At 42.8% G+C, this 25,170-nt stretch carries 23 protein-coding genes and 1 riboswitch; of the genes, 2 read left to right on the forward strand and 21 right to left on the reverse strand.

Annotated features, from left to right (window positions below; genetic code table 11):
- Positions 1-13: 13 nt before the first annotated feature.
- The 3 genes from dltB to FGK98_RS09600 are packed head-to-tail and all read right to left on the reverse strand — an operon-like array spanning position 14 to position 2,957.
- A complete protein-coding gene (gene dltB, locus FGK98_RS09590; RefSeq protein ID WP_138100969.1) occupies positions 14-1,258 on the reverse strand; it encodes a D-alanyl-lipoteichoic acid biosynthesis protein DltB in 1,245 nt (414 codons plus the stop codon).
- Entirely contained in the window at positions 1,255-2,805 is a 1,551-nt protein-coding gene (dltA, locus tag FGK98_RS09595) for a D-alanine--poly(phosphoribitol) ligase subunit DltA (RefSeq protein ID WP_138100970.1), read from the reverse strand. Before dltA ends, dltB begins: the two co-directional genes overlap by 4 nt.
- A gap of 20 nt (positions 2,806-2,825) precedes the next feature.
- Entirely contained in the window at positions 2,826-2,957 is a 132-nt protein-coding gene (locus tag FGK98_RS09600) for a teichoic acid D-Ala incorporation-associated protein DltX (RefSeq protein ID WP_025168981.1), read from the reverse strand.
- Between the two features lie 293 nt (positions 2,958-3,250).
- Here FGK98_RS09600 and hslO point away from each other — a divergent pair, with 293 nt between their 5' ends.
- A complete protein-coding gene (gene hslO / locus FGK98_RS09605; protein ID WP_138100971.1) occupies positions 3,251-4,123 on the forward strand; it encodes an Hsp33 family molecular chaperone HslO in 873 nt (290 codons plus the stop codon).
- A complete protein-coding gene (gene dusB, locus FGK98_RS09610; RefSeq protein WP_171011140.1) occupies positions 4,110-5,090 on the forward strand; it encodes a tRNA dihydrouridine synthase DusB in 981 nt (326 codons plus the stop codon). The genes hslO and dusB overlap by 14 nt, the downstream gene beginning before the upstream one ends.
- 55 nt (positions 5,091-5,145) lie before the next feature.
- Here the strand turns inward: dusB and FGK98_RS09615 are convergent, their stop codons facing one another.
- From FGK98_RS09615 to FGK98_RS09700, 18 genes are all read right to left on the reverse strand, one after another.
- Positions 5,146-5,832: a YoaK family protein gene (locus FGK98_RS09615; protein ID WP_000764009.1), complete on the reverse strand. Its 687-nt coding sequence runs from the start codon at positions 5,830-5,832 to the stop codon at positions 5,146-5,148.
- A gap of 126 nt (positions 5,833-5,958) precedes the next feature.
- Positions 5,959-6,642, reverse strand: a complete 684-nt coding sequence (locus tag FGK98_RS09620; RefSeq protein ID WP_138100973.1) for a hypothetical protein — start codon at positions 6,640-6,642, stop codon at positions 5,959-5,961.
- A 305-nt stretch (positions 6,643-6,947) separates the two neighbouring features.
- Positions 6,948-7,721 carry an NUDIX domain-containing protein gene (locus FGK98_RS09625; RefSeq protein ID WP_138100974.1) on the reverse strand — a complete coding sequence of 258 codons (774 nt, stop codon included), beginning with the start codon at positions 7,719-7,721 and terminating at the stop codon, positions 6,948-6,950.
- A gap of 1 nt (position 7,722) precedes the next feature.
- Positions 7,723-8,502, reverse strand: coding sequence for a nicotinamide riboside transporter PnuC (pnuC, locus tag FGK98_RS09630; protein WP_138100975.1), 780 nt, complete (start codon positions 8,500-8,502; stop codon positions 7,723-7,725).
- 9 nt (positions 8,503-8,511) lie between these two features.
- Positions 8,512-9,570 carry an AAA family ATPase gene (locus FGK98_RS09635; protein ID WP_138100976.1) on the reverse strand — a complete coding sequence of 353 codons (1,059 nt, stop codon included), beginning with the start codon at positions 9,568-9,570 and terminating at the stop codon, positions 8,512-8,514.
- Between the two features lie 145 nt (positions 9,571-9,715).
- Complete coding sequence (locus FGK98_RS09640) at positions 9,716-12,148, reverse strand: ATP-dependent Clp protease ATP-binding subunit (RefSeq protein ID WP_138100977.1); 2,433 nt, start codon at positions 12,146-12,148, stop codon at positions 9,716-9,718.
- Between the two features lies 1 nt (position 12,149).
- Positions 12,150-12,608, reverse strand: coding sequence for a CtsR family transcriptional regulator (locus FGK98_RS09645; protein ID WP_001211258.1), 459 nt, complete (start codon positions 12,606-12,608; stop codon positions 12,150-12,152).
- 118 nt (positions 12,609-12,726) lie between these two features.
- Positions 12,727-13,455 (reverse strand): ABC transporter ATP-binding protein, encoded by a 729-nt coding sequence (locus FGK98_RS09650; protein WP_138100978.1) that lies wholly within the window; start codon positions 13,453-13,455, stop codon positions 12,727-12,729.
- The gene (locus FGK98_RS09655) at positions 13,455-14,462 is read right to left on the reverse strand and encodes an ABC transporter substrate-binding protein (RefSeq protein WP_138100979.1); all 1,008 of its coding nucleotides are present in this window, start codon (positions 14,460-14,462) and stop codon (positions 13,455-13,457) included. Before FGK98_RS09655 ends, FGK98_RS09650 begins: the two co-directional genes overlap by 1 nt.
- Before the next feature lie 38 nt (positions 14,463-14,500).
- Positions 14,501-15,259 carry an ABC transporter permease gene (locus tag FGK98_RS09660; protein WP_171011141.1) on the reverse strand — a complete coding sequence of 253 codons (759 nt, stop codon included), beginning with the start codon at positions 15,257-15,259 and terminating at the stop codon, positions 14,501-14,503.
- On the reverse strand, positions 15,222-15,512 hold the full coding sequence (locus FGK98_RS09665; RefSeq protein WP_000647675.1) for a thiamine-binding protein: 291 nt from the start codon (positions 15,510-15,512) through the stop codon (positions 15,222-15,224). The genes FGK98_RS09660 and FGK98_RS09665 overlap by 38 nt, the downstream gene beginning before the upstream one ends.
- Before the next feature lie 73 nt (positions 15,513-15,585).
- Positions 15,586-15,688: riboswitch (TPP riboswitch) on the reverse strand.
- Positions 15,689-15,791: 103 nt separating this feature from the next.
- Positions 15,792-18,425, reverse strand: coding sequence for a DNA polymerase I (polA, locus tag FGK98_RS09670; protein ID WP_138100981.1), 2,634 nt, complete (start codon positions 18,423-18,425; stop codon positions 15,792-15,794).
- Positions 18,426-18,509: 84 nt separating this feature from the next.
- A complete protein-coding gene (locus tag FGK98_RS09675; RefSeq protein WP_138100982.1) occupies positions 18,510-19,619 on the reverse strand; it encodes an SH3 domain-containing protein in 1,110 nt (369 codons plus the stop codon).
- Between the two features lie 90 nt (positions 19,620-19,709).
- Positions 19,710-19,982, reverse strand: coding sequence for a Veg family protein (locus FGK98_RS09680; RefSeq protein ID WP_001278164.1), 273 nt, complete (start codon positions 19,980-19,982; stop codon positions 19,710-19,712).
- A 1-nt stretch (position 19,983) separates the two neighbouring features.
- Positions 19,984-21,336 (reverse strand): replicative DNA helicase, encoded by a 1,353-nt coding sequence (dnaB, locus tag FGK98_RS09685; protein WP_138100983.1) that lies wholly within the window; start codon positions 21,334-21,336, stop codon positions 19,984-19,986.
- Between the two features lie 43 nt (positions 21,337-21,379).
- The gene (rplI, locus tag FGK98_RS09690) at positions 21,380-21,832 is read right to left on the reverse strand and encodes a 50S ribosomal protein L9 (RefSeq protein ID WP_000864209.1); all 453 of its coding nucleotides are present in this window, start codon (positions 21,830-21,832) and stop codon (positions 21,380-21,382) included.
- Positions 21,829-23,802 carry a DHH family phosphoesterase gene (locus FGK98_RS09695; RefSeq protein WP_138100984.1) on the reverse strand — a complete coding sequence of 658 codons (1,974 nt, stop codon included), beginning with the start codon at positions 23,800-23,802 and terminating at the stop codon, positions 21,829-21,831. The genes rplI and FGK98_RS09695 overlap by 4 nt, the downstream gene beginning before the upstream one ends.
- A 160-nt stretch (positions 23,803-23,962) precedes the next feature.
- Positions 23,963-25,141: an acetyl-CoA C-acetyltransferase gene (locus FGK98_RS09700; RefSeq protein ID WP_138100985.1), complete on the reverse strand. Its 1,179-nt coding sequence runs from the start codon at positions 25,139-25,141 to the stop codon at positions 23,963-23,965.
- Positions 25,142-25,170: the final 29 nt, after the last annotated feature.

The following is a 25,170-nucleotide window of genomic DNA, read 5'->3' on the forward strand; positions in this document are numbered from 1 at the left end:
TTTTTATATCTTTCTATTTTTTAAACCACAAATCATTCAAGAATCCAGAAAAGATTAAGAATGAGAACATAACGACATGGAAGGTGATAACCATGCCAAGCAACTGAATCCAGCGATTTTCAGGTAAGGAACCCTTCCCAGCTTTTTTCCGTTCTTTATTGAGCGCTTTTTTCTTACGAACCCAAGCATCATTGATGACCAGCCCAATCCCATGAAAAAGGCCATAGGCGATGTAGTACCAGGTCACACCATGCCAAAATCCCATAATCAGCATATTGAGAATATAGGCTACACTTGAAGTGACGTTGCGATTCTTAAAGACCTTCTTTCTAGTCAGAACCATGACCATCCGCATAAAGACAAAGTCACGAAACCAGAAAGACAGACTCATGTGCCAGCGATTCCAAAACTCCTTTAAATCCCTTGATAAAAAGGGCTTGTTAAAGTTAATGGGACTATGAATCCCCATCAAGTTTGAAATTGCTAAAGCAAACATAGAATAGCCCGCAAAGTCAAAGAACAATTCTAAACCGAAGGTATACATAACTGCAAGAGCATAATGGTTAAAGAAACCACCTGTCTGCAAGGCTAAGTTCTTTAAAGGAGGCAACAAAATCTCTCCCAGAATATGGGCCAAGATAAACTTGTAGAGAAAGCCAAGCATGATATACTTGACAGCCTCTTCTAGCATATCCATCAGCTCATCCCGCTCAGGAATGGTCTCATAATTTTCATTGAAACGTTTAAAACGATCAATGGGGCCACTTGAGAAAGTCGGCATAAAAAGAAGAAAACGCAAGAATTGCCAGATCGTTAAATCCTTGATAACACCGTCTCTCAACTCAACGATAACCCCAACTGCACGAAAGGTCAAGTAAGAAATCCCTAAAAATCCAAACAAAGATTGAGGGCCATGAATAGCAGGAGATACTTTCACAAAGACGATTGGCAATAGGGATAGAAAACTAACCAGGTAAAATATCCATTTGCTATCCCGTCGTTTCCTATACCTTTTGTAGAAAAATACAAGAAGTACTTGCCAGATAACATAAAGGATCAGAGCGCTTATTTGATTCGTCTTTCCACCGACCAACATGGTGACGATAAAGAAGAGACTAACAAGCACCTCGTACCAGGCAAAACGTTTCTTGAAAAAGAGCCCGATAAATATCGGTAGGGTTGCAGCAATCACATACAAAAAATAATAAAGATCACCATAAGGTTCCAAATGAGGTAGCTGTTTATAAAGCTCCATCATCTACTGTTTACCTCGTTAATCAAGCCCTTGATATCAATTTTACCATTAGGCGTTAGTGGCAAACTGTCTCGATAGAGAAACTTGGATGGCATCATATAAGACATCATGATATCTGCTAGGTCTTCCTTGATAGCCTTGGTAATATCGATATCACGCTCAAACTGCTCACTAACACCGTCCTTCAAAATAACGTAGGCCAGTAGATTTTGTACCTTGTGATCCTTGTTATAGCGTGGAACAGCAACAGCCGACTCGATATAGCGAGATTTGTTGAGGTTTTGAGAAACATCTTCAAGCTCAATACGATAACCGTTAAACTTAATCTGGAAATCCATTCGTCCACCATAGAGAAGCAAGCCCTCATCTGTCATAGTTCCTACATCCCCTGTGTGGTAGGCCGGAAGACCTTCGAACTCAAAGAAAGCTTCTGCCGTTTTTTCAGGGTTATTCATATAGCCTTTTGAAACAGCTGGCCCAGAAACAATGATTTCTCCCTGTTCACCATTTGGCAGTTTCTTACCTTCCTCATCAATGATAAAGGTTGGAGAATCCGCCTTGGTATAGCCAATTGGTAGGCGTTTGAGAGTCGTCAACATCTCGTCTGTTACGGCAACAGCTGATAGAGCTACTGTTGCTTCTGTTGGACCGTAGGCATTGATAATACGGGCATTGGGGAATCGCTCGCGTAGTTTTTGAGCTGTTTTGACCGTCAATTCTTCACCATCAAAGTAGAAATGCGTGATTCCTGGCATTTTCTCGCTGTTAAAGTCTTCTGACAACATGGCCATATCTGCAAAGGACGGTGTTGATGTCCAGATAGCGATTGGCAAGGAAAAGATGGTCGCAAAGAGTTTTTTGAAGTCCTGAGTAATGGCTGAAGGAAGAGCGAAAAGCGTGCCACCAAGTGCCAAGGTCGGTGCCCAGTACATGACAGATAGGTCAAAAGAATAAGGGGGCTGGGCTAACATTTGCGGACGACTTGGCGTCGCAAACTCTTTATCTGTAATCATCCAGTTGGTAAAACTGAGGAGATTGTCGTGGGAAATCTGCACTCCTTTTGGCTTACCAGTCGTACCAGAAGTAAAGATGATGTAGTAGTTGTCATCTCCCTTGACTGGATGCGTCATCTCGTAGCTAGAAGCTTGAGCAAATGCTTCATGAACTTGCTCTAAATTCAGCATCGGTGTGCTTGTTTGCTCTAATGGAAAATCTGAGATAGCAATAATCAAACTTGGCTCTGCAACTTCTACGATAGCAGAAACTCGTTCCAAGGCCGAATGGCTGTCAATTGGAATGTAGGCATGACCCGACTTAGTTAACGCTACAAAGGTAGCCAACATCTCATATTCCTGACCACCAAAAACGACGACTGGAGATTTCTCAGGCAAGGCAAGTCGATCGATAGCTGTAGCCAAACTATCCGAATCAGCCTTTAGATCACCATAAGTATGCTCCTGACCTAAAACGTTGTAGACAGGATATGTTGGTTGTATTTGAGCAAAGTGCTCAATCGTTTCAATCATATCTTTTATCGGTTTATTAGACACAGTTCTTCTTCTCCTTTAAACTAGAACTCATTATAAATAAAGGTTCCTTGACTCTGACCAAGGTAACTAAAAAAATAAAGCAAACCAAGTAAGATTACAAAATATAGGACGGTCTGTCCCAAAAACATATACAATTTTCTGTGTTTTCCCATAGTTAGTGTGTTCAATTTTCTATGATTTTTCAAAAAAGCTATGCAACTATGCATTTACTATCTTATCTTCCTAACATTTTACCATTTTATCAACCTTTTTTTCAACTGTTTACCATAATTCAAAAGTTTGTTTTAGCTTATTTTAAGATAAATTAAAATGTTAACAGTAAACGTAAACAAAAATTTCCATTTCTATAAATCTCCTATACCAGTCATCAGAAATTAAACAGTTTAAAAAATGACAACAAACACACGGCTCCCCCTTTGGGCATTTTTATGCTAAAATAGTAGCTATGGATAAAATTATTAAAACTATATCAGAAAGCGGAGCCTTTCGTGCTTTTGTCCTTGATAGCACTGAAACCGTCTGCACTGCTCAAGAAAAACATCAAACTCAAGCCAGTTCAACTGTTGCACTTGGCCGTACCCTTATCGCCAGCCAAATTCTCGCAGCCAATGAAAAAGGAAATACCAAAATTACTGTAAAAGTTCTTGGAACGAGCTCTCTCGGTGCCATCATCACAGTCGCAGATACCAAGGGCAACGTCAAAGGCTACGTTCAAAATCCTGGCGTTGACATCAAAAAGACTGCAACGGGTGAAGTCCTAGTCGGTCCTTTTGTCGGCAATGGCCAATTTCTCGTTATCACAGACTACGGCACTGGAAGTCCTTATAACTCCATGACTCCTCTCATCTCTGGAGAAATCGGTGAAGACTTGGCCTATTACCTGACAGAAAGCCAACAAACCCCTTCAGCAGTCGGCCTCAATGTTCTTTTGGGTAAAGACGACAAGGTCAAAGTTGCCGGTGGCTTCCTTCTCCAAGTCTTGCCAGGGGCCAAGGAAGAAGAGATTGCCCGCTTTGAAAAACGCATCCAAGAAATGCCCGCCATCTCAACTCTTCTGGAAAGCGATGACCATATCGAAGCCCTTCTCAAGGCCATCTATGGTGACGAATCCTACAAACGTCTTTCTGAAGAAGAAATTCGTTTCCAATGTGACTGCAGCAAAGACCGTTTTATGAACGCTCTTGCCAGCCTTCCAAATTCAGACCTTGAAGAAATGAAAGAGGAAGACCACGGGGCAGAAATCACTTGTCAATTCTGCCAAACAACTTATAACTTTGATGAAAACGACTTGGAGGAACTCATTCGTGACAAATCTTAATACACCTTTTATGATTGGCAATGTTGAGATTCCCAATCGTACTGTTTTAGCACCCATGGCTGGTGTGACCAACTCAGCCTTTCGTACCATCGCAAAAGAACTCGGAGCTGGACTCGTTGTGATGGAAATGGTCTCTGACAAGGGAATCCAATACAACAATGAAAAAACCCTTCACATGCTTCATATTGATGAAGGAGAAAACCCAGTTTCTATCCAACTCTTTGGTAGCGACGAAGATAGCCTCGCACGCGCAGCAGAATTCATCCAAGAAAACACCAAGACCGATATCGTTGATATCAACATGGGCTGCCCAGTTAACAAAATCGTGAAGAACGAAGCTGGTGCTATGTGGCTCAAGGATCCAGACAAGATCTACTCTATCATCAACAAGGTCCAATCTGTCCTTGAGATCCCCCTCACTGTCAAAATGCGTACAGGATGGTCTGATCCATCCCTAGCCGTGGAGAATGCCCTCGCAGCTGAGGCTGCAGGTGTCTCTGCCCTCGCTATGCATGGCCGTACTCGCGAACAAATGTACACAGGCCACGCAGACCTTGAGACTCTTCACAAGGTCGCTCAAGCTCTGACCAAGATTCCATTTATCGCCAATGGTGATATCCGTACGGTACAAGAAGCCAAACAGCGTATCGAAGAAGTCGGTGCTGACGCTGTCATGATCGGTCGCGCAGCCATGGGAAATCCCTACCTCTTCAACCAGATCAATCACTACTTTGAAACAGGAGAAATTCTCCCTGACTTGACTTTTGAAGACAAGATGAAAATTGCCTACGAACACTTGAAACGCTTGATTAACCTCAAAGGAGAAAACGTTGCCGTTCGTGAATTCCGTGGACTCGCTCCTCACTACCTCCGTGGAACATCTGGCGCAGCCAAACTCCGTGGAGCCATTTCACAAGCTAGCACCCTAGCAGAGATTGAAGCCCTCTTGCAATTAGGCAAAGCATAGTCTCACATCTACAACTCACAAAAACGGCAAAGCTCAAAAATGAGTCTTGCCGTTTTTATATATTTTCATCTTGTAAATCTAATTGCTTCACTCTAGCTATATAATAGGACATAATCAAAAACAAATTAAGGCTGACAATCCATATAGACCATTCATGAAGAAAATGCATCAATACAGCCAAGCTGATTGCGCCCACTACGAAACTTCCCACAACAATCCCATAATTTAAGGCCTGACGACGGTATTCTTGGATATTTCCTTCTCTTCTAGCAATGCGATACAAAGCGGTCAGCATCTTTCGGTAATTTCCAGACGTCATAAAAATGACATAGGGATGATCTTCAATCAAACTGCCCGTAAATGTTAGCATCATCATTCCTGTTCCAAAAGCGATGAAAGGAACTTCTAATAGGGGAAATCGTGAAAAGAAAGGTAGAATAAGAGTTCCAATAAATAAAGGGAGCAGCATCTTAACCCGCCAGTAGGCCGTTTTGCGGTATTCTTTCATGTGCAATGCAAACAGAAATCCTAGAGAAAAGAAAATAATGGAGCAGAATCGTAGCATCGTATTGATAACATTTGAGTCGTGCCAATCAGATATCAATAGGAGAATATTCCCTGTCTGTGTCGCTACCAAACTATGGTATTGAATATGGCAAAACACATCCAAAGAACCACCTACAAATCCAAGAAATACTCCCATCAATCGTGTGTTTTGAGGTAAGATTAATTTATCCGCCATGTATTATCACTCGTTTTCCTTTGATTTTTTTATTATACCACTTTCTCTTGGAGAAACTAAGTGAAAAACAGTTGACTCACTCTTTTACAGAACGATTTCTAGTAAGAGTTAAAACACCAAATTTTATTATTGAATCAAGGCAACGCTTGAAACTTTACCATCCGCACCTGCTGTAATTTGGATGATTTTTCCTCCACCGATTTTGGCATTATACTTGCCATCATCAAGAGTGTAAGAGTAGCCTCTGATAGAATAGTTTTCTTTCTTTCCATCTGCAGTTTCTACTATAAATTGGCCCCCTGATGAAACCGTAATGGTTTCGCCATTCGCTCCCTTCCAGTTGCCTGCTGCAGCTGAGAAGTCACCATCCACCATGGTTAAAACTCCCTTGTAGCGTTTGTTGTGTTCTGCTTGCTTGTCTTGAAGTTTGCGGTCAGTTGTTGGATCATAGTTTGACTGGTTAGACTGGGCTTGAGAACCTTGCTGAGTTGATGGAGCCTGAGAAGGGGCTGGTTGACTAGGAGTTGCTTGTTCTTGTCTTGATTCAGGTGCTGGTTTCGCTTGTGACTGATCTGGCGTTGTAGAAGACTGACCTGAAGATGCTTGAGATTTTTCAGATGAAGCTGAGCTTGAAGATTTTTGAGTCTTGCTTTCTTTGTTAGAAGAAGCTGCTTTGGAACTTGATGATTGGCTTGTCTTTGCAGAGCTGCTGGTTTGAGTGGTTTCGTTTTTATTTCCACAAGCTCCCAGTAGCAAGGTAGAAGCCAATACAGTCGCTGCCATCAATTTAATATAGGTTTTCTTTTTCATTTTTCTACTCCTTTGTAACATTTTTGAAATGTTAAGAAATCTTTTTGTAACATAATTGTAACATTAGACCTTGAATCTGTCAACTATTTAGAGAAACTATTTTAAAAAATTTCTCTCTACTATCTCTATTCGTAATCGAAACGAAAAAATAGAAAATTTCTTAGATTAAGTCCTATTTTTTACATCATCCTTGCGTAATCGCTTGCATCGTCTTGGATAAAGGGCTACAGTACTATTGAAATAAGATAAAAACATCTAATAATTGGAAAATAAAGAGGTCGGGAACTTTGTCCCGACCTCGCTTTTTATTTCAATCGATAGGTTTTTCTTGGTTTCTTTTTAGGAACTCGTTTGAGTCCGACTTCTTCTACATATTCGCCGTATTTTACGAGAAAGTTATTGCTGACAATTGGGCGACCGGGGTTGATGAGATTGACCAGTTCAGTCCCTTCATAGACGGTGAACTCCTCCTCCAGCAGATAAAGGAAGGTAGGATTCCAGTCAAGTCGCCCTTGGATTCGTTTGATAGATTCTTGGATAATGGCATAATGGTCAAAGGCGAAGGCTTGCTCGTCCAGCTCCACTCCCTCTAGGAAACATTTGCCTGTCTGAAAGTCGACATCTACAAAAACGACATCCTTGGCATCGTCACCCGCCTGAACGAGGTCTAAGGCACGACTAGGCAGGTACACTAAGTGAGCAATGGTCACTGTCCAGCCCCGTGGATCACGCCCAGGGGTCGATACGGTCATCAATTGCTCGATTTTTTCCAAAGGTAGATCGAGATTGACTTCTTCTCTCACTTCGCGCTGACAGGCATGTGCAGCATCTTCTCCCTTATCCATAAAGCCTCCAACCAGAGCCAAACAGTTTTGATAAGGGTGAGCCTTGCGACGGATTAACAAGAGCTTGATTTTTCCTTCGACAAAGCAGTAGGCCACCATATCCACCGTCACACTTGGTTTTTCATATTGAGGGAGTTCCTGCTTGTAGTACCAGTCTAAAAACTCCTCCTGACTTGCATGAATTTCATAATATTCTTTTTCCGTCATCCCTGCTGGAATCTTCGTGTCTACCATTTTAAGCCTCCTTTCGAACTGCTTTGGTCCATTGGTACCATCCCACTAGACTATTGAGTGTGTAAACCCAGTACATCCCTTGGATATGGATATTTTCACCCCACCAGAGGTAGATACTAAAGAGATTTGTTGCAATCCAGAAAATCCATTGCTCACGGTAAAGACGCGTCATCAAGAGCTGACCAACACCATTGGTCGCATCGGTAACACTATCACGGAAAGGGCGAGCACTATGGATACTTTGGTAAGCCAAGCCCATACCAATCCAAATGATAGCAGTCAAAGTCAAGTACTTGAGCCAATCAAGTACAGATAATTTCTTAGCTTCAAAGTGGAATTCTTCTGGTTTTCCTTGGTCATTGATACGATTGGACAGCCAAGCATAGAGACCAATCGGCTGCATGACAAAGAAGTAAACAGTCGTCAAAACTTCTCCGTAAAAAGTCGCATTCATGGCCAAAATCAAATAGATAGCTGAGTTAATAGCCCCAAAGAGATAATTGCTTGCACGCCCTTCTGCTACCAAGATGACACAGACAATCCCAGTCCAAGATGCAAACAAGCTCAGCAAGTCATGGCTTTCTGTATTTTGTGTAAACTCTAAGATCAAAGGAACACTTGACAAGGCGATGAGATACAACCACTGCAAAAGGCTACGACCGACAAAGAGATCTTTCCAGAGCAAACGCATGGTTCCTGCAAAACCGATCTTACGGGCTTCTGCATGGACATTTTTAAAGTTTTCGATAAATTGTGTGATTTTTTTAGTTACTGTTTTCATCATTTTCTCCTAATCTGCTTGGTAAATGGCATCAATAGCCACTTTGGCTGCTTCATAATTTCCTAGGTAATCCTCAGCAAGATAAACTAGTGGAATGGTGGTTAAATATCGCTCTCTCATCTGGTCCAAATGCTGGGAAAAACTGTGACGAATATGGTCTTCTGCCATGGTCATATCTCTAAACCCGTCATTGACATAGGAGCCTACAGGTTGCACAAAGAGAATCAAGTCCCATTTTTCCTTAGCCAAGATCGAAACAAAGAGATTGTCAAAGGTTTCTCCTGATAAGTCCTCTTGATCCTCAGCCTCCATGTAGTAGTCATAATAACCCTTGGTTACCAAGGAGTTGGTATCAGCTATCACTAGGCCTCGATTGGCATTGCTATCAATTAATTTTGAGGTCTGGTCATACTGTCCCAACAGGAGATAATAGTAATCCTTTGGAGTCAATTCATCGTCGCGGACATTGTTTTTGATCTGGTACTCACGCGCGTATTCCAGACTAACGGGCACATCGTAATACCTTGCCAAATCCTTTGCTAAAGTGGTCTTCCCATTGCTGGCACTTCCCATAATCAACACTTTCTTTGTAAACTGACGACGGAAGGGTTGAGCGATGTATTTCCAATATTTGCTTGGATTTTCTCGAATCATAGTCGCTGAGATACCAAACTTTCTTTCTTGCAAGACAGTCTCAAAGCCACGTTTAGCTAATTCTTGCTGATAGCCTGCTTCTCCTACAAAGAAGATTAGTTCTTGCTGGTTTTCATCATAGGAAATCTCCGCTAACATCTGGTCCAACCACTCCTGCCAGCCCATAGGGTAACGGGGAAGGTTGGTCTCATCCAGCTTGCAGACAGAGGTCAAATCGTCATCACGAAAAGCCTCTCGGATATAGCGAAATCGTTTTTGAAGACTTAAACCTACCTGCTCACCTCGGTCTCCCTCGTAGCCTGAAACGACTACCCAGACCTGATCACACTGACGCTTTGCTCGCTGGATTAAATCGATATGCCCCTGATGGAGAGGGGCAAAGGTCCCAAATACTACTGCTATTTTCTTTTTCATACACGCTTTCTTTTTTATAATTTTCTATATTTTTGTTTTTCTATGTTTTTATTATATACTATATTTTTGTGTTGTCAATAGTTTTTATTATTTTTTATAAAAAGGTTCCAAAAAAAGAATCAGGATTGCTCCTGACTCTCCATTTTTAAGAAATATCAAATTTTAATTGACCAGCTTTGACACCAATCTTGAGAGTCTTACCTGCTACCAGTTCTCCCTTGAGAAGGAGTTCTGCTAACTTGTCTTCCACCTCTGTTTGCAGTGTTCTGCGAAGTGGGCGGGCTCCCATTTCTGGATTGTAACCGTGACTAGCTAGCAACTTCAGTGCCGAAGTCTGCAGTTTCAAGTCGATGCCTTTCTCTGCTAAGCTAGAAATTAATGGTTTAACCATGATCTTGACAATTTCCTGCATGTGGTCGCTATCCAAACTGTGGAAGACCACCTTTTCATCAATACGGTTGATAAACTCTGGTCGATAAGCTTTTTTCAACTCTTCGAAGATTCGTTTTTCCATATTTTCCTGGTCAAAACGAATGTCCTTGGCCCCAAAACCAACTGTCTTATCATCGCGAAGAGCCGTCGCACCAAGGTTTGATGTCATGATGATAATAGTATTTGAAAAGTCAACCTTGCGCCCCTTGCTATCTGTCAAGACACCGTCGTCCAAGACTTGCAAGAGGACATTAAAGATGTCTGGGTGGGCCTTCTCGACCTCATCAAAGAGAAGAACGGAGTATGGTTTGTTGCGAACCTTCTCAGTCAACTCCCCACCTTCTTCGTAGCCCACATAACCCGGAGGCGCTCCGTTGAGACGGCTGGCTGCAAATTTCTCCATATACTCACTCATATCAAAGCGGATAAGGGCTGATTCGTCATCAAAGAGAACTTCTGCCAAAGCCTTGGCCAATTCGGTCTTACCGACACCCGTTGGTCCCAGGAACATAAAGGAACCAATCGGACGTTTGTGACTGCGAATACCTGACTGGTTACGACGAATCGCACGGCTAATACTTGAAACAGCTTGATCTTGACCGATGACACGTTTGTGGAGTTCTGCTTCCAAGTTCAGATATTTCTTAGCATCTGTTTGCGTCAGTTTTTGGACTGGGATACCTGACAAGCGGCTCAAGGTGGTCAAAATATCAGATTCTGTCACCAAGTCTTTATAGACAGGCAATTCTTGTTCTTTTGCGATTAGCTGACCTGCTTGTTTCCACTTACCATCCATCAAGGCCTTGTCAGCTGGACTCAAGTCGGATTCGTCTGCTTTCACATGCTTTGCCTTATTTTGCACTGTTGCCGCTGCTTCGTCCAAGAGATCGATAGCAGAGTCTGGCAAGTGACGACTAGTCAAGTAACGATGAGCCATCTTGACAGCTGTTTCAACCGCTTCATCTGTGATTTGCACACGGTGATGTTTCTCATAAGTCGCCTTCAAACCCTGTAAAATAATCATACTGTCGGTCACGCTTGGCTCTTCAATCGTCACTTTGGCAAAACGACGAGAAAGGGCCGCATCTTTTTCGATGTGCTTTTGGTATTCTTCCTGAGTGGTTGCACCAACAGTTCTCAAAGTTCCACGAGCCAAGGCTGGCTTCAAGATATTGGCTGCATCCAGAGTCGAGTCAATACCGCTACCAGAACCCATGATGGTGTGGAGTTCATCGATAAAGAGGATTACTTTGCCATCTTCCTCAATATCCTTGATGATATTGTTCATGCGCTCTTCAAAGTCACCACGAAATCGTGTTCCCGCAACGACATTCATCAAATCAAGTTCTAGAACACGCATCTTTGCCATTTCCGTAGGTACATCCCCACTAGCAATACGCTGGGCAAGGCCAAGGGCCAGAGCTGTTTTCCCGACACCAGCATCTCCAACCAAGACCGGATTGTTTTTGGTCTTTCGACTCAAAATCTGAATCATACGTGAGATTTCCTTGTCACGACCGATAACTGGCTCTAACTTGCCAGAGCGCGCTTGCTCCGTCAGGTCATGCGTGTAGTCCTCTAGACCACCACTTGGATTCTGTGGCATGCCCATCATATTGGCCATGGAATTTTGCTTATCAGAAACCGTGCGATGACGTTGACGCAAAGCCTTGAGGTCTTCACGAGTCCAACCAGCACGTTCCTCTAAATTGCGACGAAGAGCAGCAATTCTGACCTGATCTTTCTGGTCTTCATAAGAAAAGCCTGCTCTCTCCAAGATGCGAGTTGCCAAGGCATTGCCGTCATGCAAAATCGCATAGAGGACATGCTCTGTCCCTAGCACCTTTGCGTGGACCACTGAGGCCACATACTCTGCTTCTGCAAAGAGAACCTCCAAACGATGGGAAAAGGGCAATTCCGTAAAGGTTTCGTCTTGGCTATAGTCCGTTTCAGTCAGTTCTAAAGCAACCTCTTCTAAACGGTCCATCTCGTATGGGTAATCATTTAGAGTCGCACCTGCCACACTGTAACTGTGATTGGACATGGCAATCAATAAATGCCAAGACTCTAGATATCGAGCTCCAAAATGGCTTGCAACCATGTAGGCACTTTCGATACATTCATTCAATGCTTTTGAATAGTTCATCTTACTTCTCTTTTCTATCTACCTCTTGTAATAGCTGTCGGAGCATATTGGCACGGACAACTGAGGATTCTTCCCCTAGGACACGATCCGTTGCTACTGAAGTCAGCAAGGTCATCTCCTGCTTGGTCATCAAGTCCTGCTCAACCAAAAGCTGGAGAATATCTTCATAAATCTCCTGACTAACTCGCTCACCAATCGAGTAAAGCAAATCGCGGAGCATCTCATGATGATTGGAAAACTCAATCCGGCCTATGCGAATGTAGCCTCCGCCACCCCGCTTGCTCTCAACCAAGTAACCTCTGCTTTCAGTAAAACGTGTCTTGATTACATAGTTGATCTGACTCGGCACAACCTGAAAGGTATCTGCCAACTGGCTCCGCTGCAATTCCACGATACCAGATTGGTCTAAAATTGCCTTGATATAGGCTTCGATATGATCTGATGTATTTTTAAATCTCATAGTAAATCAAACTCCTTCTTTGAACCTTGACTATCTTTGACTATTATACCGAAATTTTTGATTTTTTTAAAGGAAAAGGGAGCAAGTAAAGAATAATCTTCACCAACTCCCTATTTTTCTAAGTATTTAATCCCAATTCCGCCAAGATTTGACGCTTATAGGCAATTTTTTGGACTTCCTTGTCTTCGCTCTGGGACCAATCTAGTTTAACTTCAGAAACAATCTGTCCAGGCCGATTTTTTAGAATATAGATGCGGTCACTGAGGTTGAGGGCCTCCTCGATACTGTGTGTGATGATGAGTGTCGTCAGCTCTAGTTGCTTGTGAATCTCCAGATACCAAGCGTGAAGTTCCATCTTGGTCATCTCATCCAAGGCACTAAAGGCCTCGTCTAAGAGAAAGAGTTTGTGCCCGAAAAGGTAGGTGCGGAGTAAGGCCACACGCTGACGCATCCCTCCACTGAGTTCGTGAGGATACTTGTCCCTTACAGCTGTCAACTGGAAGGTCGCAAGAATTTCATCCGCTCGGGCAATGGCTTCTGCCTTATCAACCTTTTGAATCAAGAGGGGCAGGATAATATTGCCAAGGACTGTCTTATGCTCCAAGAGGAGATCCTTTTGTAACATATAACTCACGCGACCTTTGGGATTTTCCTCGCCGTCAAGGACAATTCTTCCCGACTGGACCTCTAAAATCCCTGCGATTAGATTAAAGAGGGTGGTTTTGCCTACACCACTAGGACCTAGGATAGAAACCACTTCACCCGAAGTCACCTGCAGGTTAATATCCTCTAAAATCTTATCATCGTCGTAGGCATAGCTTACGTGTTCTAGTCTAATTTCTGTCATTATTTTACAAATTCGTTAGTGAAGCCTTTGTCAGTCAAGTCTTCTTTGAGGATACCATTTTCTTTATCCCATTTGTAGAAGGCATTCCAGCGAGTGGCGTCAAACTGTCCCCATTTTTCCTTGTCACTTGCATATTCTTTTGACAAGTATTTTTGAGATTCGATGACAAAGTCACGTTTTTCCTTAAGTTCAGGTGCATTCTTGATAAGAATATCCGCAGCTTCTTCTGGATGTTCCATGGCATATTGGTAGCCTTTTTTGATGGCTTGGATGACTTTGCGAGCTTCTTCTTTGTTGTCTTTGAGATAGTCGTTGTTTGCGATGATGACTGGTGAGTAGTAGTCAAACTCCTTGACATAGTCTTTCAAGTACATGAAGTTAGCGTCTACGCCTTGAGATTTGGCAAGAATACCATCCCAACCGTAGTATATCCAAGCAGTGTCAAAGACGCCATTGGCAATCGGTGTGATTGAGTTTGAGTCGTTGTTTGGTACTTTTTCGACCTTTTCAAAGTCTCCACCTTGAGATTCTACTAAGGTTTTCAACATAGCAAGCTCAGTCGGGTCATTCCAAGTTCCGTATTTCTTCCCAACCAAGTCCTTTGGACTGCTTACATTGTCAGATTTACGAGAGATGATTCCTGATGTATTGTGTTCTACGATAGCGGCAACAGCAGTAATTCCTGCCCCTTTTTCCAATTTCTTAGCCATGTAGTCTTGGAAATACACTGCAAATGGTGCCTTGCCATTGATTACCAAGTCAGATGAGCTTTCTTCTGGTGGCAATTTCAAGTCAACATCCACTCCAGCTTCTTTGAAATAACCTTTTTCCTTGGCAACATAAAGCCCTGTGTGGTTGGTATTTGGGGTCCAGTCTAGGATAAAGTCAATTTTCTTAAGTTCTGCTTCTTTGTTGTCCTTAGAAGCAGTTCCTTGCCCACAGGCCACAAGCACGACAGCTACAAAAGCTGTTACAAGCGTTAAAAACACTTTCCATGTTTTCTTCATTTTCATTTCCTCTTTTCTTTTTCTAAAACATCCTTATCTTAGGGACGTTTCCATTTAATAACATATTTTTCACTAACATCGACCAATTTCATACCCAAAAGGCTGATAATCGATACCAGAATAATAATAGCAAACATGGTATCATACTGAAACAGTTTTTTAGACTGAATCATATAAACACCAAGACCTTCAAACCCTCCCAACCACTCAGATACCACGGTTGTGATAAAGGCGTAGGAGACACTGACCCTCAGACCTGCATAAAAGTAAGGCAGGCTAACCGGGATTTTAAAATGCCACAGGATTTGCCAAGGGTCTGCTCGCATCAGACTAAACAAGGTCAGCATATCCTTGTCACAATGTCTAAAACCGTCCAAGATACTAACAATGATAGGGAAGGTTGTCGTCAGAATAATCAAGACAATCTTGGGTAAAATCCCATAACCCAGCCACAAGACCAAAATTGGGGCTATAGCAATGGTTGGAATGGTCTGGATAACCACCATCATAGGATAAATCAGGTCATTGAGCCAAGTCAAACTGTCCATAAGCACAGCCATGAGACAGGCAATCAAGACTCCCAAGACTAGACCCAGTAAAGCCACTCTCAAGGTCGCCCAGCTATGGTACCAAAGAAATTCTCTGTCACGAACAAAGGCCTGGAGAATTTCAAGAGGGGTCGGCAGGATAAACTTGGGTAAAAGTTTGAATATTCCTGCTAACTGCCAGACCGACAAGACTCCTATAAAGCCCAAAAGACTAATGTGTCGTCTCAGTATACTTTTCAAGTTTCTCATCAATACTTAAAATCTCTCCTACATTTATTTTGACATTGGCAAAGACATTATCTGCCTCCTGCCCTGCCACTTCTAGCGCTTCTTTGAGAATGCGCATGAGCTCATCAAACTCTCCTTCCAAGACCGTTTCAAAGGGTGTCACCACCATAGTCACAGATTGAGCTTGCAGATAAGCAATCACCTGATCGATAATAGCAATTCGATCAATCCCCTGTGATAGGGGCAAGACTTGCAAGGCAATGCTTGCTTTCATAAAAACCTCCTCTTCTCAGGTTTCCTTTTGACAAAAAGAAAAACCTCTACCATATATACGGAAAAGGTGCAGAATTCGACTAAGTATCCTTCCCTACGCTGGCATTACCCAGATCAGGTGCGGTCGAAGTTTAACACTTCCTCTCAGACTGTACACAGACTCCCGTATATTATATGGACATATGATAACGTAAATAAATGGATAAGTCAAGGAAACTGCTTACAGAAAACCATGAAAAAGAGCTTGAAGGCAAATGCTTCAAACTCTTTCATAACTTTCTTATTTAGCCTCGTACCAGGTTGCTCCTTCATTCTCATCAGCAATGAGTGGTACACTGAGCTGGATGGCTTCTTCCATGGTTTGTTTCACTAGAGCTTTGACGGCTGCTAGTTCTGATTTCGGAACTTCAAGGACGATTTCATCGTGCACTTGCAAGAGCATCTTGGTCTGATAACCGCCTTCTACCAAAGCCTTATCTAGCTGAATCATCGCAATCTTAAGAATATCTGCTGCCGAACCCTGAATAGGAGAGTTGATCGCTGTCCGCTCTGCAAAACCACGAATATTGAAATTTCGCGAATTGATATCTGGCAACTCACGACGACGCTTGAAGAGAGTCTCTACATAGCCCTTATCACGTGCTTCACGCACCACCTCATCCATGTAGTTTTTAATACCTGGGAAGCGTTCAAAGTAAGTGTCAATGTAGGCTTTTGCTTCCTTACGGCTGATGCCCAGATTATTAGACAAACCAAAGTCTGAAATCCCGTAAACTACTCCAAAGTTCACAGCCTTAGCATTACGACGATCGTTTGGAGTCACATCCTCAGGACGTTCAATTCCAAAGACCCGCATGGCCGTCGAGGTATGGATATCTGCTCCCTCTTGGAAAGCCTTAATCAGATGCTCGTCTTTAGAAATATGAGCCAAGACTCTCAATTCAATCTGTGAATAGTCCGAGCTGAGTAGCACGCTATCCTCCCACTCAGGCACAAAGGCCTTTCGAATGAGGCGACCTTGTTCCAAACGAACAGGGATATTTTGTAAGTTTGGATCCACACTAGACAGACGCCCAGTCTGAGTCAAATCCTGCACATAGCGCGTGTGAATCTTGCCATCAGCCAAAATCCAGTCCTGCAAACCAATCACATAGGTAGATTGAATCTTCGCAATCTGACGGTAATCGAGAATTTTCTTAACAATTGGCGCAATAGGAGCCAGACGCTCTAGCACATCCACGGCTGTCGAGTAACCTGTCTTGGTTTTCTTAGTGTATTCTAGAGGAAGACCAAGCTTTTCAAAGAGCAGTACTCCCAACTGCTTAGGAGAGTTGATATTAAACTCCTCACCAGCTAGTTCGTAAATCTCTTGAGTGAGTTGCTCAATGACGACCTCATTTTCAGCCTGCATCTCAAACAGAGTTTCTTTTTTGACTGTAATTCCAGCGATTTCCATCTTGGCAAGGACAAAAGCCAGAGGTTGCTCCATGTCATAGAGGAGATCTAACTGTCCATGTTCACCGAGTTTTTCAAGTAAAACAGGCTCAGTCTCAACCAATACAGCAACCTTGCGAGCCAAGTGCTCCAAGAATTTCTCTCTCTCAGGGATAGCTTTCTTGGCACCCTTACCGTAGAAGGTCTCATCATCGACCAAATAAGTCTGTCCATAGAGATTCGCAATGGTTGAAATTTCATTGTTCTCGACTGTTGAGAGTAAGTATTTTGCCAAACGGCTGTCAAAAGCAGGTGCCTGGAGATTCAAGCCCAAGCGATTTAAAAGAACCTTAGCTTTCTTAAAGTCATACACTTTCAGAGGCGTTTTTTCTAGAAATTCCTTGAGAATCGGCTCCTGCAAGAGCTCAAGTTTATCTGTAGCGTAAAGTTTATCCCCACAAGACCAAGCAAAACCAACCAAGTCATCTGTATGGTAATTCTCACCAAAAAGCTCAAAGTGGAAGATAGAGTCAGCACTAAGCATGTCATGACTGACTTGGTCAACGATAGTGAAATCCAAACTTTCAGGCACATCTGTTGATGACACATTTAAAGCTTGTTTGAGCTGTTTGAAGCCCATCTCATCGTAGAATTTCCCGAGATTTTCCACATCTGGTCCATTATAAACCAAATCCTCCAGGCCAATCTCAATCGGTGCCTGAGTCTCAATAGTCGCCAAGGTTTTAGACAGGAAGGCTTGTTCCTTGTCATTGATGAGATTTTCCTTCATCTTGGAAGCCTTCATCCCATCAATATTTTCATAAATCCCCTCTAGTGAGCCGTGTTCTAGTAAGAGCTTGATACCCGTCTTTTCACCGATTTTCGTGACACCAGGGATATTATCAGACTTATCCCCCATAAGGGCCTTAAGATCAATGAACTGAGCTGGTGTGAGACCCATCTTTTCCATGAGATAGTCTGGCGTAAAGGCCTCAAACTCAGCCACACCTTTCTTGGAAATCTCAACCACCGTATGCTCATCCGTCAACTGGATCAAATCCTTGTCTCCACTGACGATTGTCACATCAAAAGAATCCTTCTCAGCCAAGCGACCTAGGGTCCCGATGATATCATCGGCTTCATACTGGGGTAGCTCATAGTGGCGAATCCCAAGATGATCTAGCAACTCACGAATGAAGGGAAATTGCTCACGAAACTCATCTGGAGTTTTAGCACGACCACCCTTGTAGTCTGCATACATCTCTGTTCGAAAAGTCGTCTTACCTGCATCAAAAGCTACCAAAACATGACTGGGCTCAACACGCTCCAAGACGTGATTCAACATGAGTTGAAAGCCGTAGATTGCATTGGTATGAAGGCCATTAGCATTTTTAAAACGATCCAACTGCTGATAGAGCGCAAAAAAAGCTCGAAAGGCAACAGAAGAGCCATCAATTAATAATAATTTTTTCTTGTCCATACACCCATTATAAAGGAAAGCGTGGAAAAATACCATCGGAAAGAATAGGCAAATGGTCGTGAAGTCCTCTTTTTTATATTCTTTCTAGATTCTAGCTCCGTTACTATCTACTCGATAGCCATCCACAGTGGTATTCACTGCTAAAGCCCCTGAAGCATTGACGTAGTAATACTTTCCTCCTACTTGGAACCACTGACTAGACTTCATAGCCCCTGAACTCTCCAAATAATACCATGTCCCGTTTTCCTTGAGCCAACCTGTCTGCATCTCCCCCGATGCCTTTAGGTAGTACCAATGCGAATTATCCTTTACCCAACCTGTTGACATAGTCCCGTTTTCTTTGAAGTGATACCAACTGCCATTTATTTTCTTCCAACCAGTTGCGAGTTTCCCGTTCTCACGGTAATTCCAAATACCGTTTTGCTTCTTCCAACCATTCTCCAGCGATTCTGTTTCCGTATGCTGGACGTATCTTCTCGTTCCACTATAGGATAGGTAGCTGAGCCATTTATAACCGTCTTTTTCTACGATTTGGTCGTAGCTAACATTTTCACCAGGATAGTAGTAGTCAATAACTTGTGCTGTACTTGACGGCTGGTTTCGAATGGCAGACTTTTGAGTAAACGTATGAGTCCCACTAGACGCCAACTCTGATCCTATAGGACTTCCAGTTCTACCACCATTCCCTACCAAGTCCTTAAAATGGATAAAGCCTGTCATGGAGCTAGCTTTTACGCTTCGACGATTGTATTTCTCCCTAACACCATAGTTATACTCTTCAATCTCAATCGTATCCCCTGATACATTTGACACCCAAGCCACATGCCCATAATAACCTTCTGTAGACCAAGCAATAGATCCAACTTCTGGCTTACTATCAACACGATATCCTTCTCGCCTTGCCCGATGCCCCCATTCATTTGCATTACCGTAGGCAGGCGGAATTTCAAAGCCATTTACACTACTCAAACGAAAGGCCGCAAAAGAAGTACACTGACGAGAATACATCCGCCACTGATCGATTTCAACACTACCATTTTTGTAGTGAAGTGGATAATCATCTCCACGCGCTACACTGTCAGCCTGAACCGATTCCCCACCAAACAAAAAAGTACTCGTAACGAACAAAGTAGCCAGCCCTACACCCAACTGAATATATCCACTCTTCTTAACTCCTGATTTTAAAAACGTCATTCATTCTCCTTAATAATATAAATTTCCGAGGTTACCCTCGTTTATACTATTCGGGAGAAAAAGAAAAAAGTGAGCTCAGCTCACTTCGTTTTATTCTTGGTCTAGATAATGAATCAAATTCTTCTCTGTTAAGATATCTGAGTAGGTGAAGGATTCAACATAGACATTGGCTTGTTTGTCGCCCTCGACATCCCCAAATTCAACGATAAATAGGGATGGATAAACCTCAATTAGCTTACCCAATCTATTTTTTTGGCGCTTACGGCCATTCTCCAAAGTCATTTCTACGACTTGTCCCTCATGCGCCTTGATCTCTTCTTTGATTTTTTTCATCTTGGCTACATCTGTAAATGCATCTGACATCTTATGCCTCCCTCTTTGAGATACTTGAAAATTTATTGTATTCTTTTTGGAAAATCAATTCCACCGTTCCACGAGCTCCACTACGGTTTTTCTCGATGATAACCTCTACCTTGTTATTTGGAATTCCTTCCTCTTCTTCACCCGCACGATCATAGTAGTCGTCACGGTATAGAAAGGCTACGATATCCGCATCCTGCTCAATGGAACCCGATTCACGAATATCAGACAAGACTGGTCTCTTATCCTGACGCTGTTCCACACCACGAGATAACTGACTGAGAGCAATAACTGGAACCTTTAGCTCCTTAGCTAGGATTTTTAACTGACGAGAAATTTCAGAGACTTCTTGTTGCCGGTTCTCACGACCAGTCCCTGTGATAAGCTGTAGGTAGTCTATCAAAATCAAGCCTAGATTGCCTGTTTCTTGAGCTAGTTTACGTGAGCGCGAACGAATTTCCGTGATCCGAATTCCTGGAGTATCATCGATATAGATACTCGCGTTGGCTAGATTTCCTTGAGCAATGGTATACTTTTGCCATTCCTCGTCGGTCAATTGACCCGTACGGATAGAATGGGATTCCACCAAGCCTTCTGCCGCCAACATACGGTCTACTAGGCTTTCTGCACCCATTTCCAGTGAAAAGATAGCTACCGTCTTGTCCAACTTGGTTCCGATATTCTGAGCAATGTTCAAAGCAAAGGCTGTTTTACCAACCGCAGGACGAGCTGCTATAATAATCAGTTCCTCCTCATGCAATCCGGTCGTCATATGGTCCAAATCACGGTAACCTGTCGCAATACCTGTAATATCAGTTGTTTGTTGTGACCGAACTTCTAGATTCCCAAAGTTGATATTCAGAATATCTCGGATATTCTTGAAACCACTACGATTGGCGTTTTCGCTAACATCAATGAGTCCCTTTTCAGCTTGAGCGATGATTTCATCCGCAGGCTTAGAAGCTTCATAGGCTAGGTTGACAGACTCTGTCAACTTAGAAATCAAGCGACGTAGCATAGACTTTTCGGCTACAATTTTAGCATAATACTCTGCATTAGCTGAAGTTGGTACAGAGTTGACAATTTCAACAAGATAGGACAAGCCACCAATATTTTGCAGTTCTCCTTGGCTATCCAAAATCGTCCGAACTGTTGTCGCATCAATTGCTTCACCACGATCTGACAAGTCCACCATCGCTTGGAAAATCAACCGATGAGCATACTTAAAGAAGTCTCGAGAATCAATGTATTCCCGTACAAAAACGAGCTTACTCTCATCTATAAAAATAGCCCCCAGAACAGATTGTTCTGCCAAAATATCCTGAGGTTGAACTCGTAGTTCTTCTACTTCTGCCATCCGACTTTCCTTCCTTTTACAATCTTGTCAAGAAGTTGTAAACTTACCCTTCCTTTACACGAAGATTGATGACACTTGTAACATCTTGGTAGATCTTCACTGGAACATCAATCAAACCTACTGCTCGAATTGGTGCTTTTACTTGAATGTGACGTTTGTCAATCTTGATACCAAATTGCTTTTGCAATTCTTCCGCAATTTTCTTGTTGGTGATAGAGCCAAAGGTACGACCATCTGGTCCAACCTTTTCAACAAACTCTACAACAGTTTCTTCTGCTTCAAGCTTGGCCTTGATGGCCTTTGCTTCAGCAATCATCTCTGCATGAGCTTTTTCTTCAGATTTTTGTTTTCCACGCAACTCACCCACTGCTTGAGCAGTCGCTTCCTTGGCCAAATTCTTTTTAATCAGGAAGTTTTGAGCATAGCCAGTTGGTACTTCCTTGATTTCGCCTTTTTTCCCTTTTCCTTTGACATCTGCTAAAAAGATTACTTTCATTCTTCTTTCTCCTTTTCCTTTAGTTCATCCAAGACAAGTTGAGTCAATTTTTCTCCTACTTCTGACAGACTCATATTCTCGATTTGCGCAGCAGCTAGATTAAAGTGGCCACCGCCGCCCAACTCTTCCATAATGCGTTGGACATTGATTTTACTGCGGCTTCGAGCTGAGATTGAGATAAATCCTTGCGTATTTTTGGCTAGAACGAAGCTGGCTTCAATACCGGACATGGCCAACATAGCATCGGCAGCCTTACTGATGACAACCGTATCATAAGTGGTTGAGTCCTTGGCCTGAGCAATTAAGACATCTGAACCCAACTTACGACCTTGTAAAATGAGTTCATTTACCTCGCGGTACTCTTCAAAATCTGTCGCAGCAATCTCCTGGATCGCAATACTGTCACTTCCTCGTGTTCGGAGATAGCTGGCCACATCAAAAGTTCGACTCGTTACTCGAGATGTAAAATTCTTGGTATCCAGCATCATACCAGCCATCAAAACACTGGCCTGCATCCGACTTAAACGATTCTTCTTAGAATTTTGGAACTGAATCAATTCTGTGACCAACTCGCTCGCACTACTTGCTCCACTTTCAATATACGTTATAACGGCATTATCAGGGAAGTCCTGATCACGTCTATGATGGTCAATGACAATGGTTTGAGTGAACAGTTCGTAAAAATCTTTCGATAAAGTCAAAGCTGTCTTCGAATGATCCACCAAAATCAACAACGAACGATTTGTGACTAACTTCATCGCATCTGTAAGAGGCAAGAGTTTAGTGACTCCTTCTTTCCCCAAGAATTTGACGGCGCGCTCAATGTCTGGCGACATTTGTTCTGCATCATAAACAGCATAGCTATTTTCAGTGATATTGTTAGCAAACAACTGCATGCCAACCGCAGACCCCAAGGCATCCATATCCAGATTCTTGTGCCCGACTACAAAGACTTGGTCTACACTTCGAATTTTATCTGAAATGGCTGTCATCATGGCTCTGGTACGTGTTCTTGTTCTCTTAACAGAGGCTGCAGAGCCACCACCAAAATAGACAGGGTTCTTGGTTTCATCATTTTCCTTGACGACCACCTGGTCCCCACCACGAACCTCAGCCAAATTCAAGTTCCTTAAAGCAACTTTCCCTATCTCATCATGATTTCCATCACCATAAGAAAAGCCCATGCTCAAGGTCAATGGCAACTGTCTCTGTTTTGCCTCTTCACGAAAGGCATCAATGACAGAGAACTTATCATTCATCAAGCCCTCAAGAACTGTGTAATCAGTAAATAGATAAAATCGATCCATCCCCACACGCCGAGAAAACATGGCGTATTTACTAGCAAATTCTGAAACAAAATTTGCCACAAAACTATTGATATGACTGATATCCGAGTCGGATGTCGCATCCTCCAGATCATCGTAGTTGTCTACCGAGATGACCCCAATCACTGGTCGACTCGTTACCAATTCAACAGTTGCTTCGTATTCCCCTGAAACGTCAAAGAAATACAGGACACCTGAAGCCTTGTCCATATGAACGGCATAGCGTGTTTCGCCCAAGTTAGCATAAGAACCAGGGGCCCCCACAGAAGCCTTGATGATGGTTTGAATCAATTCAACATCAATTTCGCCTTCTTCAGTCGTCAAAATCAGCTCAGCATAAGGATTAAACCATTCGACTTCGCCAGTAGATAAATCTAATTTCAGAACACCAACCGGCATTTGATCGAGTAGCGTGTTTAAGCTATCTTCCGCTTGATGGTTTACATATTGGATTTGTTCAATTTCGCTCTTTTCATACTGTTTTTTTTGCCAGATAAATAAAAGCAGATAAAGAAGTACAAATAAAAACAAGGCACTGATTGTTACAATATTATTTTGTGAAAAAATAATCAGCATTGTTAAGGTTCCGAAAGTTGCAATCCCTAGTAGAACCGCAGAAATCGGAGTTAAATTATTTTTTTTCATTCTAAACCTCTTGCGCACTATTATATCACAAAAGCCCTTAAAAAGCGACCTTTAAAAAGAGGTAAGACTCCTTTCCCTTATTGATTTTTTATGGTTTGACTGCAAAAGGAGAATAAGCCCATTATCCTCCTGCACATCTATATACTCTGGTTACTGTCACTTAACGTTCAACGATGAGGGCTGTTCCCATCCCTCCTCCGATACAGAGAGTTGCTAAACCAGTCTTAGCATCACGTTTCATCATCTCATGTACCAGAGTCACTAGGATACGGCAACCTGAAGCCCCAATTGGGTGACCAAGAGCTATCGCGCCACCATTGACATTGACAATATCGGTGTTAAAGCCAAGTGTTTTCCCAACCGCACAAGCCTGAGCAGCAAAGGCTTCATTTGACTCAATCAAGTCGAGATCATCAACTGTCAAATTGCCTTTTTCAAGAGCTTTGCGAGTCGCATAAATCGGTCCACATCCCATAACCTTAGGATCCAAACCTGCACTTGCATACGAACGAATGCGAGCAATGACTGGAAGTCCCAATTCTTCAGCTTTTTCAGCACTCATGACCAAGACAGCCGCCGCTCCGTCATTGATACCCGAGGCATTCCCCGCTGTAACAGAACCGTCTTTTTTGAAAACAGGACCTAGCTTAGACAAACTCTCCAAGCTAGCATCTTTTCTAGGAAATTCATCTGTATCAAAGACGATAGGATCGCCTTTACGTTGAGGAATGACCACCGGAACTATCTCTTCCTTAAAGCGTCCAGATTCTATAGCCGCCACTGCTCGTTTCTGTGATTCCAAAGCAAGCGCATCTTGATCATCCCGGCTAATACCATATTTTTCGGCCACATTCTCAGCTGTAATCCCCATATGGTATTCGTTAAAGGCATCAGACAAACCGTCCTTAATCATGGTATCTACCACTTTCGAATCTCCCATACGGCCACCCCAACGGAAGCTTGGCAAAACATATGGAGCCTGGCTCATGTTTTCTGCACCACCAGCCACGACAATATCTGCATCTCCGCACTGAATCGCTTGAGCAGCTAACTGCACTGCCTTCAAACCGGAACCACAAACCTTATTAATGGTAAAGGCTGGTGTAAATTCAGGAAGCCCAGCATGAATACTCATTTGGCGCGCCACGTTTTGGCCTAAACCTGCGCCTAGGACATTTCCCATAATCACTTCGTCTACCTGCTCTGGTTTAATATTTGCTTTTTCCAAAGCACTCTTAATGACCAAAGATCCCAAATCAACAGCAGAAATATCCTTTAAACTCCCACCAAAGGAACCTAAAGGTGTTCGCACTGCCGAAACAATAACTACGTCTTTCATGACTACCTCCATTTGAAACTATAAAATCC

Origin of the sequence: Streptococcus australis (assembly GCF_901543175.1) — a bacterium.
Taxonomy (GTDB): Bacteria; Bacillota; Bacilli; order Lactobacillales; family Streptococcaceae; genus Streptococcus; species Streptococcus australis_A.

Coding starts and splice junctions, on each gene's coding strand:
- polA (WP_138100981.1), bottom strand. CDS start 18,425: ATGGACAAGAAAAAATTATTATTAATTGATGGCTCTTCTGTTGCCTTT.
- rplI (WP_000864209.1), bottom strand. CDS start 21,832: ATGAAAGTAATCTTTTTAGCAGATGTCAAAGGAAAAGGGAAAAAAGGC.
- FGK98_RS09620 (WP_138100973.1), bottom strand. CDS start 6,642: ATGAAAAAGAAAACCTATATTAAATTGATGGCAGCGACTGTATTGGCT.
- FGK98_RS09640 (WP_138100977.1), bottom strand. CDS start 12,148: ATGAACTATTCAAAAGCATTGAATGAATGTATCGAAAGTGCCTACATG.
- FGK98_RS09695 (WP_138100984.1), bottom strand. CDS start 23,802: ATGAAAAAAAATAATTTAACTCCGATTTCTGCGGTTCTACTAGGGATT.
- FGK98_RS09700 (WP_138100985.1), bottom strand. CDS start 25,141: ATGAAAGACGTAGTTATTGTTTCGGCAGTGCGAACACCTTTAGGTTCC.
- dnaB (WP_138100983.1), bottom strand. CDS start 21,336: ATGGCAGAAGTAGAAGAACTACGAGTTCAACCTCAGGATATTTTGGCA.
- FGK98_RS09675 (WP_138100982.1), bottom strand. CDS start 19,619: ATGACGTTTTTAAAATCAGGAGTTAAGAAGAGTGGATATATTCAGTTG.
- FGK98_RS09615 (WP_000764009.1), bottom strand. CDS start 5,832: ATGGCGGATAAATTAATCTTACCTCAAAACACACGATTGATGGGAGTA.
- FGK98_RS09625 (WP_138100974.1), bottom strand. CDS start 7,721: ATGGTAGACACGAAGATTCCAGCAGGGATGACGGAAAAAGAATATTAT.
- hslO (WP_138100971.1), top strand. CDS start 3,251: ATGGATAAAATTATTAAAACTATATCAGAAAGCGGAGCCTTTCGTGCT.
- pnuC (WP_138100975.1), bottom strand. CDS start 8,502: ATGAAAACAGTAACTAAAAAAATCACACAATTTATCGAAAACTTTAAA.
- dltB (WP_138100969.1), bottom strand. CDS start 1,258: ATGATGGAGCTTTATAAACAGCTACCTCATTTGGAACCTTATGGTGAT.
- FGK98_RS09660 (WP_171011141.1), bottom strand. CDS start 15,259: ATGAGAAACTTGAAAAGTATACTGAGACGACACATTAGTCTTTTGGGC.
- FGK98_RS09655 (WP_138100979.1), bottom strand. CDS start 14,462: ATGAAGAAAACATGGAAAGTGTTTTTAACGCTTGTAACAGCTTTTGTA.
- FGK98_RS09650 (WP_138100978.1), bottom strand. CDS start 13,455: ATGACAGAAATTAGACTAGAACACGTAAGCTATGCCTACGACGATGAT.
- FGK98_RS09645 (WP_001211258.1), bottom strand. CDS start 12,608: ATGAGATTTAAAAATACATCAGATCATATCGAAGCCTATATCAAGGCA.
- FGK98_RS09665 (WP_000647675.1), bottom strand. CDS start 15,512: ATGAAAGCAAGCATTGCCTTGCAAGTCTTGCCCCTATCACAGGGGATT.
- FGK98_RS09680 (WP_001278164.1), bottom strand. CDS start 19,982: ATGTCAGATGCATTTACAGATGTAGCCAAGATGAAAAAAATCAAAGAA.
- FGK98_RS09600 (WP_025168981.1), bottom strand. CDS start 2,957: ATGGGAAAACACAGAAAATTGTATATGTTTTTGGGACAGACCGTCCTA.
- FGK98_RS09635 (WP_138100976.1), bottom strand. CDS start 9,570: ATGAAAAAGAAAATAGCAGTAGTATTTGGGACCTTTGCCCCTCTCCAT.